The 12,687-nt window shown below is 72.3% G+C and carries 11 protein-coding genes; 3 read left to right on the top strand and 8 right to left on the bottom strand.

The window, feature by feature from the left end; all coding sequences use genetic code 11:
- The first annotated feature begins 92 nt into the window (after nucleotides 1-92).
- Nucleotides 93-1,427 (top strand): serpin family protein, encoded by a 1,335-nt coding sequence (locus tag I3V78_RS08930; RefSeq protein ID WP_204486022.1) that lies wholly within the window; start codon nucleotides 93-95, stop codon nucleotides 1,425-1,427.
- Here I3V78_RS08930 and I3V78_RS08935 read toward each other — a convergent pair.
- The 7 genes from I3V78_RS08935 to I3V78_RS08965 form a co-directional block, all read right to left on the bottom strand.
- On the bottom strand, nucleotides 1,412-2,206 hold the full coding sequence (locus I3V78_RS08935) for a hypothetical protein (RefSeq protein WP_239576355.1): 795 nt from the start codon (nucleotides 2,204-2,206) through the stop codon (nucleotides 1,412-1,414). The two genes, I3V78_RS08930 and I3V78_RS08935, sit on opposite strands and share 16 nt — an antisense overlap.
- Nucleotides 2,207-2,227: 21 nt before the next feature.
- Nucleotides 2,228-3,445, bottom strand: coding sequence for a CPBP family glutamic-type intramembrane protease (locus tag I3V78_RS08940; RefSeq protein WP_204486023.1), 1,218 nt, complete (start codon nucleotides 3,443-3,445; stop codon nucleotides 2,228-2,230).
- Between the two features lie 42 nt (nucleotides 3,446-3,487).
- Nucleotides 3,488-5,575: a chloride channel protein gene (locus I3V78_RS08945; protein WP_204486026.1), complete on the bottom strand. Its 2,088-nt coding sequence runs from the start codon at nucleotides 5,573-5,575 to the stop codon at nucleotides 3,488-3,490.
- Nucleotides 5,576-5,690: 115 nt separating this feature from the next.
- Entirely contained in the window at nucleotides 5,691-6,476 is a 786-nt protein-coding gene (locus tag I3V78_RS08950) for a DUF1109 domain-containing protein (protein WP_204486028.1), read from the bottom strand.
- Complete coding sequence (locus I3V78_RS08955; protein ID WP_204486030.1) at nucleotides 6,473-7,000, bottom strand: RNA polymerase sigma factor; 528 nt, start codon at nucleotides 6,998-7,000, stop codon at nucleotides 6,473-6,475. Before I3V78_RS08955 ends, I3V78_RS08950 begins: the two co-directional genes overlap by 4 nt.
- A gap of 158 nt (nucleotides 7,001-7,158) precedes the next feature.
- Nucleotides 7,159-8,088 (bottom strand): acyl-CoA desaturase, encoded by a 930-nt coding sequence (locus tag I3V78_RS08960; protein WP_239577470.1) that lies wholly within the window; start codon nucleotides 8,086-8,088, stop codon nucleotides 7,159-7,161.
- A gap of 168 nt (nucleotides 8,089-8,256) precedes the next feature.
- Nucleotides 8,257-9,690 carry a TPR end-of-group domain-containing protein gene (locus tag I3V78_RS08965; protein ID WP_204486035.1) on the bottom strand — a complete coding sequence of 478 codons (1,434 nt, stop codon included), beginning with the start codon at nucleotides 9,688-9,690 and terminating at the stop codon, nucleotides 8,257-8,259.
- Nucleotides 9,691-9,779: 89 nt separating this feature from the next.
- Between I3V78_RS08965 and dusB the strand changes: the two genes are divergently transcribed.
- Nucleotides 9,780-10,793, top strand: a complete 1,014-nt coding sequence (dusB, locus tag I3V78_RS08970; protein WP_204486037.1) for a tRNA dihydrouridine synthase DusB — start codon at nucleotides 9,780-9,782, stop codon at nucleotides 10,791-10,793.
- Here the strand turns inward: dusB and I3V78_RS08975 are convergent.
- On the bottom strand, nucleotides 10,772-12,076 hold the full coding sequence (locus I3V78_RS08975; protein ID WP_204496555.1) for a glycoside hydrolase family 1 protein: 1,305 nt from the start codon (nucleotides 12,074-12,076) through the stop codon (nucleotides 10,772-10,774). The two genes, dusB and I3V78_RS08975, sit on opposite strands and share 22 nt — an antisense overlap.
- A gap of 303 nt (nucleotides 12,077-12,379) precedes the next feature.
- Here I3V78_RS08975 and I3V78_RS08980 point away from each other — a divergent pair, with 303 nt between their 5' ends.
- On the top strand, nucleotides 12,380-12,619 hold the full coding sequence (locus tag I3V78_RS08980; RefSeq protein ID WP_204486039.1) for a hypothetical protein: 240 nt from the start codon (nucleotides 12,380-12,382) through the stop codon (nucleotides 12,617-12,619).
- Nucleotides 12,620-12,687 lie beyond the last annotated feature (68 nt).

Raw genomic sequence — 12,687 nt, forward strand, 5'->3', positions numbered from 1 at the left:
GGGGGCGCAAGGCATTGAAGTTGTTCGGCCCCGGCATGTGCACGGCGTTTGCTTGTTCGCGGCGCGAACCGAGCCGTCTCGAGAGGACACGCATGACTTCATACCGCCGGGGATTCGCCATCGGATGTGCCACCGCGCTGCTGCTCACGGGCTGTGGGCCCGCGCCAGCGCCCGAGTCCACGCCCACACCGGAGTCGCCGGGGCTGGACACGCGCTGCCTCTGTGAGCCGCCGGTGCCCGTCACGGGCGCGCCGGGCGAGGCCGTGTCCTCGTCGGCGCCCCGGGAGCTGGCGCCCGGCGCCACGTCCCAGGAGATGGCGGTGGCCGTCGCGGGCAACACGGACTTCGGCGCGGCGCTGCTGCGGCTGAGCCAGCCCGGCGCCAACGTCTTCTTCTCGCCGTACAGCATCTCCCAGGCGCTGAGCATGGTGTACGCCGGCGCGCGCGGGGAGACCGCGGCCCAGATGTCCGAGGTGTTCGGCTTCTCGCTGTCCCAGGAGCGGCACCACCCCGCCATGAACGCGGTGGAGCTGGCGATGCAGCCGGGCACGGCGGGCGGCACCGGGGGCACGCCGCCCACGCTCCGGGTGGTCAATGGCCTCTGGGGCCGGCAGGGCTTCGCGTTCGAGCCGGCCTTCCTGGACGTGCTCGCCCGGCAGTATGGCGCGGGCATGCGCGTGGTGGACTTCTCCCAGAACGCGCCCGCCATCCGCGAGCAGATCAACGGCTGGGTCGCCGAGCAGACGATGAACCGCATCAAGGAGCTGTTGCCCGTGGGCGGGGTGAAGCCCGACACGGCGCTGATGCTCGTCAACGCGCTCTACTTCAAGGGCGCGTGGGCCACGCCCTTCTCCAAGCAGGGCACCGCCGACGCACCCTTCCTCGCGCTCGACGGCCAGACGCGCCCGGTGCCCACGATGCGGGGCGGCACGGGGCAGTACATGAAGGGGCAGGGCTTCGAGGCGGTGTCCCTGGACTACCAGGGCCGGGAGTTCCGCATGCTCGTGGTGCTGCCCGATGCGGGGCGCTTCGCGCAGGTGGAGGGCCAGCTGTCCTCGGCCTTCCTCAAGGACGTCCGCTCGCGCCTGTCCTCGCGCTCCCTGGACCTCCGGATGCCGCGCTTCGAGGTGGAGACGGCCCTGCCGCTCATCCCGCCGCTGCGCTCGCTGGGCATGGAGGTGGCCTTCACCGGCCAGGCGGACTTCACGGGCATGGCGCGCGGCGCGGCGCTGACGATCAGCTCGGCGAGCCACAAGGCCTTCGTGTCCGTGAACGAGCTGGGCACCGAGGCCGCCGCCGCCACCGAGGTGGGCATGGGCCCGCCGTCCGTCCCCGAGCCCTTCGCCGTCAACCGGCCCTTCCTCTTCACCATCGAGCACGTGGCCACGGGCAACGTGCTCTTCCTCGGACGCTACGTGTCGCCCTGAGCCCGGGTGCCCCGCGCGCGCCGCCCCATCAGCCGGTGCAGGGTGGCGCGCGTGAGGGCGGCGAGGTTGTCCGGGGTGAAGCGGAACCAGAAGCCCACGTAGCGGCCGTTGGTGCGGAAGTCCGGGTTGAGCGCCGCGTACGCCCGGGCCGCGGGCCGCTCGAAGTACGCGGGCGGGTAGCGCCCGAGCGTCTCGGCCGTCATGTGGATGTGGACGTCGAAGAGGCCGCTCGCCTCGTCCACCTCGAAGTGGCTCTGCGCGGCCAGGGCGAGGAAGGCCTCGCGCAGGGCCCGCTCCTCCTCGGTGCGCGGCCGGGGCTCGAAGGGGCGGTACCAGGCGAGCGCCTCGGTGATGGACACGAAGCCGAAGGGGCTCGCGATGGACAGGCGGTAGTGCTGGTGCGTGGGGTGGCGCAGCTTCTCCTGCACCAGGAACGTCAGCCCGGACAGCAGGTGCAGGCCCCGCTGACGGAAGTCCGGGTGGATGCGCAGCTTGCCGCCGATGATGGCGCGGCCCCGGGGCAGGCCCAGGGGCTCGGCCTTCCAGAACTGGAAGCCGACGATGCGCCCCGCGCCGTCCCCCTGGCGGAAGACATGCACCACGTCGTTGGAGCGCGCGTGCACGCCGAAGTGCTCCAGCCCCTCGGCCATCAGGCCATTGGCGAAGGCGTGCAACTCCCGGAGGAACGCGTCCGAGAAGGCCTCGCGGGGCACGGTCTCCAGGGTGACGGGCGGCGTGTGGGGCGACAGGCGCAGGAGGCGGGAGAGCAGGGCGGACATGGAGTGCCTGGGGGAGGGGGCCTACTTGGGGGCGAGCTGGGTGAGCTTGTCGAGCAGGCCCGAGCGGTGCAGCCACAGCATGAGGGCGAAGTTGATGGTGTTGAAGGCCGCGTGGGCCACCATCACCGAGGGCAGGCGGGCGCGCCAGACGAAGACGGCCCCGAACCAGGCGCCCAGCGCCGCCGTCTGGAAGACCGCGAGCGTGCCCTCGTACACGTGGCCCAGGCCGAAGAGCGCCGCCGAGACGAGCACCGCGCCCCGCCACTCGCCGAGCACCACGCGCAGCCGGGGCACGAGGAAGCCGCGGAAGGCGAGCTCCTCGAAGCCGGTGACGAGCACCATGGCGGCGGCGAACACCGGCACGCTCAGGCCCATGTCCACGAGCGCGCTCGCCACCTCCTTGCGCGCCAGGGTCTCCTGGCCGGCCAGCTTGAAGGGCACGGCGATGACGGCCACGACCAGCGAGGCGGCGACGTGCACGGCGTAGGTGGCGGGGATGGCGGGCAGCCCGAGCAGCACCTCGCGGCCGAGCCCCTCGCGACCGAGCCCCACCTGGGCGGGCCCCTGGCCATTGCGCCAGAGCAGCAGCGCCACGAGGAGGATCATCCCCAGCGCCCTGAGGCACAGCCACGTCATGGCCCCGGGCTGGAAGAGCGGCGCTCCCGCGCGGGGCCCCACCGGTACGGCCACCTCGCGCTCCTCGCCCGCGCGCTCCAGGGTGAAGCGCAGGGTCGTCTCCGCGCCGCCCCCGGCCTCGCGGATGCGCGTGCGCAGGTCGCCCGCGGGGTCCTCCGCGGACAGCGGCGCGCCGTCGAGCGCGAGGATGCGGTCGCCCACCTCCAGGCGTCCCTCGGCGGGGCGGCCCGGCGTCACGGCGGTGATGCGCGCGCCCCCGGTCGGGGCCCGCTCGTGCTGCACCCCGAGCCGGGCGGGCGATTGGGGGGACTCCCGGGTCCAGCTGCTGCCCGTGGACGCCGCGAGCGCGACGAGGAAGAGCAGCACCTGGGCCCCGGCGCGCCCCGGCTGGCCCGCGCGCCACTCCGTCCAGGGCCGCAGCAGCACGAGGCCCCCGAGCGCGAGCAGGACGGTGACGGCGACGAGCGGCGCGTGGCCGAGCGGGGCGAGGTTGGCCGGGACGAAGACCGTGGCGAGCACGAGCGCCGCCTCGGCGAGCGCCCGCCCGCGGGAGGGCGCGTGTTCAAGGAGCGCGGAGGGGTCGCGCGCGGTCCACCAGTTCATGGCGGGACACGCTAGTCCGCTTCCCGGCCTCGGGGGGACACTCTAGTTGAGCACTTCCGTGGGGGCCACGGGGTGGGGGATGAGCGGCTTGCCCGCGTGGTACGAGTTGAGGAAGCGCCGCACGCGCGCGCGGGTGAGCAGCCCACACGTCAGGCTGCCCGGCGTGCCCTGCACGGGCAGCGCGTCCACGTCCTCCTGGTCCATCAGCTGCAGCGCGTGCGCCAGGTCCGTCTCCGGCGACAACAGGGGCACCTTGCGCGCCAGGTCGCTCGCCACGAGCACCGGGTAGAGCCCCTCGTCCCGCCAGATCTCCCGGAACTGGTCCAGCTCCACGATGCCGTAGAGCCGCCCGTTGCCATCGAGCACCGGCAGGGTGCCGCTCTCGGTGGTGATGACCTGGTCCATGAGCGGGCGCAGGTGCATGCCGGCGGGCACGGGGGACAGCTCGCGCATGAGCGCGCTCACGGGCGTGGTGGACAAGAGCTCCGCGTCCGTCTTCTGCTTGGGCGCGCGGCGCTCGATGAGGTAGTGGCACAGCGCCGAGGCGATGGTGCACGTCACCATGAGCGGCAGGATGATGGCGTGATTGCCGCTCAGCTCGTAGAGCATCATCATGCCCGTGAGCGGCCCGCGGGTGAGCGCCGCCATGGCGCCGCCCATGCCCACGATGGCGTAGGCGCCGCTGGGCCCGGTGCTGGCGGGAAACAGGTAGTGCACCACCGTGCCGAACGCGCCTCCGAGCATGGTGCCCATGAGCGCCGAGGGGAAGAAGGTGCCGCCCGAGCCGCCCGAGCCCAAGGTGATGGCGGTGGCCACCAGCTTCACCCCGCACGCGGTGACGAGGAACACGAGGCTCAAGTGCCCGATGGCCGCCAGGTTGATGTAGTCGTGCCCGCTGCCCCACACGGTGGGCGTGAGCATGGCGAGCACGCCCGCGCACAGGCCCCCGAGCCCCGCGCGCGTGGACAGGGTGCGCTGGCCGAGCCAGCGTGACAGCCGCCCCTCCATGCGCCCGGCGAAGAAGTCCTCCGAGTGGTGCAGCATGCGCACGAAGGTGTAGGCGAGCAGGCCGCACAGCAGCCCCAGCACCACGTAGCAGATGACCTCCCAGCCGCTCACCATCTGGTAGCCCAGGCGGTTGATCATCGACGCGGTGCCCACCGTGCCCCGGCCCACCAGCGTGCCCGCCACGCTGGCGAGGATGATGGGCGAGAAGACGCGCAGCTCGAACTCGCGCAGGATGATCTCCATCGCGAACACGGCCCCGGCGATGGGCGCGTTGAAGGACGCGGCGATGCCCGCCCCCGCGCCGCACGCCAGCAGGATGGCGAGCTCCCGGCGCGAGAAGCCCAGCGTGCGGCCCACCGTGGAGGCGAACGCGGCGCCGCCATAGACGATGGGGCCCTCGCGGCCCGCCGAGCCACCGCTGCCGATGGTGATGGCGCTGGCGACGAGCTTGAGCAGGCCGAAGCCGCCGGGCAGCTCCTGGTTGCTCTTCACCGCCTTGACGACCTCGGGCAGGCCATGGCCGTGGGTGTCCGGGTAGTCGCGCAGGATGCGCCCCACCACCAGGCCACCGAGGGACGGCATCAGCAGGAAGACCCACCAGGGCAGCTCGGCCAATATCTCCGTGGTGTTGTGCGCGTGGCCGAACACGCGGTTGAGCGCCGTGAGCGCCACCAGCGGGTAGTAGAGCGCGAGCGCGCCGAGCACCAGCAGGGCGAGCAGGCGCAGCCGGCGCTTCACCTCGTCCCGGGGACCGCCCGGCTCGATGATGCGCGCGAGCACCAGCGCCCCCACCGCGAGCGGCGCGCCGATGATGGCGTACTCCAGGTGCCAGCGCGCCGTCATGAGCATGTCCCAGGCGGACAGCAGCATGCGCGAGCCGGGATTGCGCACGGCATCGATCAACCAGACGACGTTGAAGGCGAAGCCCCGGATGACGCCGATGAGGTTGGAGAAGATGCCGGCGGCGAGGCCCGCGTACAGGCCCACCACCGCGCCTGCGATGGGCAGCACCGTGGGGCCGGGCAGGCGGATGCGGTTGAAGGCCTGCAGGGCCGTGTGGATCAGGCGCCGCAGATGCTCGCGCGAGAACAGTCGGGAAACGGGCGGAGGCTCGGCCTTCATTGGTGTGCCTAATAAACGTCCACCCCTGGAGGGTTTCAAGGACGTTGGAGTCGCCGCCGCTCGCCCGCGTGGACGGGAGGGCTCCAATGGCACGCCCGCGACGGCCGCCTGGGCTTCACGGCGCGTGAACCCGGGTGGGGAGGTAGGCCCGGACCCAGGGGACCAGCGCGCCCACCAGCAGCCAGGGGCCCACATGGGACAGGGTGAGGTGCGCGGCTCCCCCCTCCGGACAGCGCAGGTGCACGAGGACGAGGCCCACCGCCCCCGCGGCCAGCCCCGCCGCCAGGGCACGGACAGGCTGGAAGGCGAGCCGTCGCAGGGCACCCAGGGTGACCCCCGCCGGCACGGCCGACACGAGCAGGCTGGTGCCGATGCACCCGAGGCAGCCCGGCACGAGCGTGTGCACGGTGACGCCGGAGCCGCCGAGCACCAGCGCCCCGCCCACGCCGAGCGCACCCAGCGTCACGGGCACCGCCAGGCGCCCCGGACGCCGCGCGGGCCGGAGCGCCCCCACGAGCCCGCCGCCCAGGGCGAGCAGCACCAGGACGGCCAGTCCGAGCCGCACCCCCGGGGGCGAGGTGTTGAGCAGTCGACCCATGTGCCAGGACACCGCCAGCGCGACGCCCATGACCCCGAGGCTCACGCCGAGCAGGCGCAGCGCCTCGTGCCACCAGGGCGGCGCCAGGGGTTGGGCGGCCAGGGCCTCGAGCGCGCGGTGACGGGCCCGCTCCAGACCCGGAGAGACGGGCGCCGTCGGCGGGGGCGCCGGGGGAGGAGCGCCGAGCGCGTCGAAGCCCGCGAGGAGCGCCTGGCAGTCCGCGCACGTGGCGCGGTGGGCCTCCAGGTCGGCGGGCAGCGGCGCGCCCAGGGCCTCGAGGACCCGCGAACAGTCGGGACTCATCCGTTCATCTCCGCTCGCAGGGAGGCGAGCAACTCGCGCAGCCGGGCATAGCCGCGATGGGCCCGGACCTTCACCGCCGACTCCGTGAGCCCCAGCACCTGGGCGATCTCCGCGAAGCCCAGGCCCTCGAAGCGGTGCAGGAGGATGGGCAGGCGCTGGCCCTCGGGCAGCTGCTCGAGCGCGCGCCGCACCGACTGCTCCAGGCCGTGGTCCCGGGGGCCGTCCTGCTCGGAGGCCACGTGCGCGGGCAGCTCCCCCCCGTCGGTGAGCTCCTCGGGGTGCTTGCCCCGCCGCCGCCAGTCCCGCGCCGCGTTGGTGGCGATGGCGTACACCCAGGGCTTCACCCGCGAGCCGGGCACGAAGCGCCCGCGTGCCTGGACGAGGGACAGGAAGGTCTGCTGGCACAAGTCCTCGGCCACCGGCACCTGGCCGGTGAGCCGCGTCAGGTAGCCCCTCAGGGGGCCCGCGTAACGCTGGAAGAGCACCTCGAAGGCCTGGGCCTCGCCCTGGCAAAACCGCTCCATCAGCACCTCGTCCGAGTCACCGGCGGAGGGGTCGGAGGGCGCCGGGACATGGGCGGTACGCGCGGGCGGGGAGGGCGGTTTCACGGAAAGGGGGGCGGGGGAGCGTCGGCGTGCGACGTCCCCCACTCTAGCGTGGCCGCGAAACGGGGCGGCCGGCTTTATCGGCGCTTGAGCAGCGCCTGGGGCGTGGGCGCCGAGGTGGGCAGGCTGTCGGCCGCGGCCGCCAGCGCCTCGCGCACCTTCTCCTCGGCGGCCTTCTTGCGCGCGGCCATGGGGGCGAACCACGAGGTGCGCTGGGGGGCGTTGAGCGCCGCGCGCTCCTCGGCGGTGTACTTGAGGTGGGACAGCTTCACCTGCTCGCTCGGGGTGCGCAGATCCTTCACCAGCCCCACCCAGGACAGCGCCTTGAGGGAGTAGTAGCTCAGGTCCACTTCCCACCAGAACCAGCCCTGGTTGGCGGTGTTCTGGTAGTAGTGGTGGTTGTTGTGCCAGCCCTCGCCCAGGGTGATGAGCGCGAGCAGCCAGTTGTTGCGGCTGGTGTCCGTCGTCTTGTAGCGCCGCTTGCCGAACACGTGGCTGAGCGAGTTGATGGTGAAGGTGCCGTGGTAGAGCAGGGTGGTGCTCACGAAGAAGCCCCACACCAGCATGGAGAAGCCGCCCAGGAAGTAGAGCGCCACGGCGAGCAAGAGCCCGGGCAGGGCGTGCCACCTGTTGAGCCACACGAGCTCCGGGAAGCGCGCGTAGTCCTTGATGCTCTCGTAGCGCGTGGCGTTGTACTTGTCGCTGAGGATCCACGACACGTGGCTCCACCAGAAGCCGCGCTGCAGGGGCGAGTGGATGTCCTGCTCCTGGTCCGAGTGGCGGTGGTGGTGGCGGTGGTGCGCCGCCCACCAGAGCGGCCCCTTCTGCAGGGCGAGCGTGCCCGCGAGCGCCAGGAAGAACTGGAAGCCGCGGCCCGCCTTGTACGCCCGGTGACTGAAGTAGCGGTGGAAGCCGGCGGTGATGCCCCACATGCGAAAGACGTACAGCCCCACGCACACCGCCACGTCCACGGGGCGCGCGCCCGTGGCGAAGACGAAGAGACACATCAGGTGGATGCCGATGAACGGCAGCGACGCCAGCCAGTTGATCTTCTCGTCGCGCTCGGATGGGGAGGTGGAGGTGGGTGCGGTCACGGAGCCCTCATGCGGAAGCGGGCCGGGCACACGTGCGCCCAGCGTCATTCCGCATCAACACCTCCCCGTGTCATGGCCGTGTCAGGCGCTCGGAGATTTCCGCAGGCCCTCCAGCCAGGTTTCGAATTCTGGATGCCCGTGCAGCGGGGCCAGGTCCTCGTCGGATGCGGCATAGGACACATCCTCGAAGCCCAGCTCCACGGCGCGCCGCAACATGCGCACCGCGTCACCCAGATGACGCGCCCGGGCGTGCGCGCACGCCGCGTCATAGGCGAGGCGCGGAGCGGGCGCATGCGCGAGCCCCGCCTCGGACACCGCCGCCGCCTCGGAGAAGGCGCCTCGGGTGAAGAGCGTGCGTCCGGCGCACAGGAAGGCCGCCTCCGGCTGGACGCCAGGCAGCCCGAGCGCCGCCTGCACCCGCTCGGCGCGGATGAGGGAGCCGGCGTACTCGTGCAGCACGGTGGGGTGGTGCGTCTCGCTCCAGGCCATCTCCCACAACGCGAGCGCGCGCGGCTCGTCGCCCAGGAGCGAGAAGGCCGCGGCGAGCGCGTGCGTCTCCACCGGGTGGCGCCGCACCTGGGAGAAGTGATCCAACGCCGCGCGGCCCTGGCCCTCCTTGAGGGCGACCCAGCCGAGCAGGTGGTGGGCGCGCGAGACGAACTCCGGGGGCAACTCCGGCGTCTCCAGCAGGCGTCGGCCCCCCGCGCGCGCCTCGTCCAGCCGCCCGTCCGCGAGCGCCCCGCGGGCCTGCTTCAGGGCGTCGGCGAGCGGGGCGGGCACCGGGCTCGGCTCCACCCGCAACTGGCCCCGCGCCGCGGAGAGGAACAGCCGCAGCGCCTGCAGTCCGTAGAGCCCGAAGAGCAGCGCGAGCACCGGGGCGCGCTGGGCCCCGAAGGCCACCACCCCCACGCAGAGCACCAGCGCCCCGAACTGGGCGGCGAGGAAGCCCGCCTTGCCGAAGAAGCGCGTGGCGAGCGTCGTCACCAGGGTGCCCCCATCCAGGGTGGGCACGGGGATGAGGTTGAAGAGGGTCCAGAAGAAGTTGATGACGAAGCACCAGCTGAGCAGGAAGCGGGCGGCATGGGCGTCCGGGGGCGCCAAGTAGCGCCACGCGCCCAGGGCACCGAGCGCCAGGAAGAAGCCCGCCAGGGGGCCTCCGGCGGTGAACAGCGCGTGCTGGTACCAGCGCAGGGACGCCGGGGTCTGGGGCCGCGTGTGCCCGCCGAGCCACAGCAGCCGCACGCTCGGCCGCAGCCCGAAGGCGCGCAGCATCAGCGCGTGCCCCAGCTCGTGCACCAGCACCGCGCTGAAGAGCAGCCCCACCCAGCCGAGCGCGACGAGCAGTGTGGTCCGGCCGTACGCGGGGTGGGCCGTGTCGTGCAACGCGACGTAGGGCCAGACGCCCGGCTCGAGCACGGGCATGTCCCGCACCATCAACGTGCTCAGGAGCACGCAGAAGAGCAGGTGCGAGAAGCGGACCTCGACGGGGATGTCTCCGAGGCGGAAGCGCAGCATGGGGGCGACCTTAACCAAAGGCCGCCGTTCGCGCAGGCCGTGCCCCCGGGCTGGAACAATCCAGCTAATCCGCTAGCGTGGGCCAGCACATGCTCCGCATCGGCCCCTACACGCTGCCCAACCCCTTCATCCTCGCGCCCATGGCGGGGGTGAGCGAGATGCCCTTTCGCGTCATCGCCTTCCAGATGGGGGCGGCGCTCTGCCCCACGGAGCTCGTGAGCTCCCAGGGGCTCATGCGCCTCAACCAGCGCACCCTGAAGTACCTGCGCTTCGATCCCGAGGTGGAGCGCCCCTACAGCCTCCAATTGTACGGGGGCGACCCGGAGGCCATGGCGCGCGCGGCGGTGACGGGCCAGCAGCACGGCGCGCGAATCATCGACATCAACATGGGCTGCCCGGTGAAGAAGATCACCAAGAACGGCGCGGGCAGCGCCCTCCTGTGCGACCCGGAGCGGGCGGGGCTCATCGTCCGGGGCATCCGCGAGGCCACGGGCCTGCCCGTCACCTGTAAAATCCGCTCGGGCTGGGACGCCACCCAGCAGAACTACCTGCGCATGGCCGAGGTGCTCTTCGACGCGGGGTGCGCCGCGCTCGCCGTGCACCCGCGCACCCGGGCCCAGGCCTACACGGGCCTGGCGGACTGGCGAGTCATCGCCGACCTCAAGCAGCACTTCCCCGACCAGGTCATCATCGGCAACGGGGACGTGAAGACGTGCGAGGACGCGCGGCGCATGCTGGACACCACGGGCTGTGACTTCGTGATGATTGGCCGCGGGGCGCTCGGCAACCCCTGGCTCTTCCGGGAGCTGCTCGGCGGGCCCGCCCCCGAGCCCGAGGAGCGCTGCGAGGGCGTGCTGCGCCACTTCGAGGCCCACCTGCGCTTCGATGGCGAGTCCCTGTCCGGGGTGCGCACCTTCCGCAAGCACCTGGCCTGGTACGGCCATGGGCTGCGCGGCGCCGCCGCCTTCCGCCACGAGGTCAACCAGCTCGACTCGGTGGAGGCCGTGCGCGACGCCGTGCGCCGCTTCTTCGCCGCCGCGCGCGTGGACCCCCAGGGCCCGGGCGAGGAGCAGGACGTGGACTACCGCGCCGCGCTGGGCTGAAGCACCGGGGGCAGCCGCCGCGTGGTCGCCACCTCCTTGTAGTAGTGGCACGCCGGCGTGGGGCGGCGCTCGAGCGTGTCGAAGTCCACGTGGTACAGGCCGAAGCGCGGCCCCCAGCCCTCCAGCCACTCGAAGTTGTCGAGCAGGCTCCAATAGAGGTAGCCGCGCACGTCCACGCCCTCGGCGCGCGCGGCGAGCACCTGGCTCAAGTGGTCGTGGAGGTAGGCCGCGCGGCGCTCGCCCCCGCGGTCATCCACGCCGTTCTCCGTCACCCACACCGGCAGCCCGTAGCGCTTGAGCTCGCGCAGCACCTGGCCGAAGCCCTCGGGCCACAGCTCCCAGCCAATGTCCGTGAGGCCCCGGCCGTGGGGGTCGCGGAACTGGAAGGCGAGGAAGGGCGCGCGGGTGAGGAAGCGCAGGTGGGCGCGCGTGTAGTAGTTCATCCCGATGAAGTCGCACGCGCCCCGGGCCCCGGGGATGTCCGCGCGCGCCGAGCCGATGCCCGGCATGTTCACCCGCAGCTTCCCGGACACCAGGGCCTCGTGGAAGGCGTGGTTGTAGGCCTGGGCGCCCAGCCGCACGATGGCCCGGTCCAGCGGGTGCCAGGGTCGGTCCGGCGCGAAGGCGAGCGTGTTCTGGGAGATGCCGATCTCCACCCGGCCGAGCACCGCGAGCAGCTCCTCGCGCGCGGCCACGTGGGCGCGCACCATGTTGGTGAGCGCCGCCATCGTCTTGGGCCCGTCGGTGAGCCCCGGGGGCATGAGCCCCTGCAGGTAGCCGCCGAGCAGCAGCACCATGGGCTCGTTGAGGGTGATGACCAGGGCGTCCAGCCCCACGAGCAGGGGCGCCACCGCCCGCGCATAGGCGCGGAAGGCCTCCACGCTCTGGGGCAGGTGCCAGGGCGTGTCGCGGTGGAACCAGGTGGGGTGCGTGAAGTGGTGCAGCGTCACCACCGGGCGCAGGCCCCGGGCCTTCATCCGCAGCAGCCGCTCGCGGTAGCCCTCGAGCACGGCGCCGTCGATGAGGCCGCGCTCGGGCTCGATGCGCGCCCACTCCAGCGACATGCGGAAGGCCGTGGCCCCCACGTCCAGCGCCAGGCCGTAGTCCTCCTCGTACCGGTTCCAGTGGTCCACCGCGCGCCCGCATCTCGCGTGGGCCTCCTTGAGCTTTCCGCCGCGCTCCCACTCGGCCCAGTCGTTCTCGATGCCGCCCTCCACCTGGTACGCGGACGTGGCGACGCCGAAGGTGAAGTCGGGGGGGAAGGTCCTGTCGTGAGCACTCATCGCGAGCGCGACAGTACGCACGCGCATCCCCGCGCGCTACAGGCCTGAAGCCCTGTGTCGAAGTGCCGCGAAACGCGGCGAGGGCCGAGAATTCGGCTCCGGAGCGCACGCGCGTGGCGTTCATTCCCCCGTTTCGGGGCCTTCGAACGCGCGCGATGCCGAAAAATCGGCACGCCACGCGTTGCACTACATCACCATGCGTTGACACACTGGCAAGGCATCTCTACTCTTCACCACAAGCACTCCTCAGCCGAGTGCAGGCCCCACTCCTAGCGAGTGGCGGTAACAAACGGAGGCTTTAAGATGGCCGCGAAGAAGAAGACCGCGAAGAAGCCGGCGACGAAGAAGACCGCGAAGACCGCGAAGACCGCCGCGAAGAAGACCACCCGCAAGACCGCCGCTCCCCGCACCGCGAAGAAGGCGGCCGGCAAGACCACGGCCAAGAAGGCCGCGGGCAAGAAGACCGCCGCCAAGAAGGCCCCCGCCCGCAAGCGGACGGCGAAGACGGCCCCCGAGGCCGCTCCCGCCGAGGACGAAGGCTAGACTCAGCCCACTGATCTGGCGCAGTTTGAACGGCTCGGCGGATTCTCCGCCGGGCCGTTCGTGTTTCT

Origin of the sequence: Archangium primigenium (assembly GCF_016904885.1) — a bacterium.
Lineage (GTDB): Bacteria > Myxococcota > Myxococcia > Myxococcales > Myxococcaceae > Cystobacter > Cystobacter primigenius.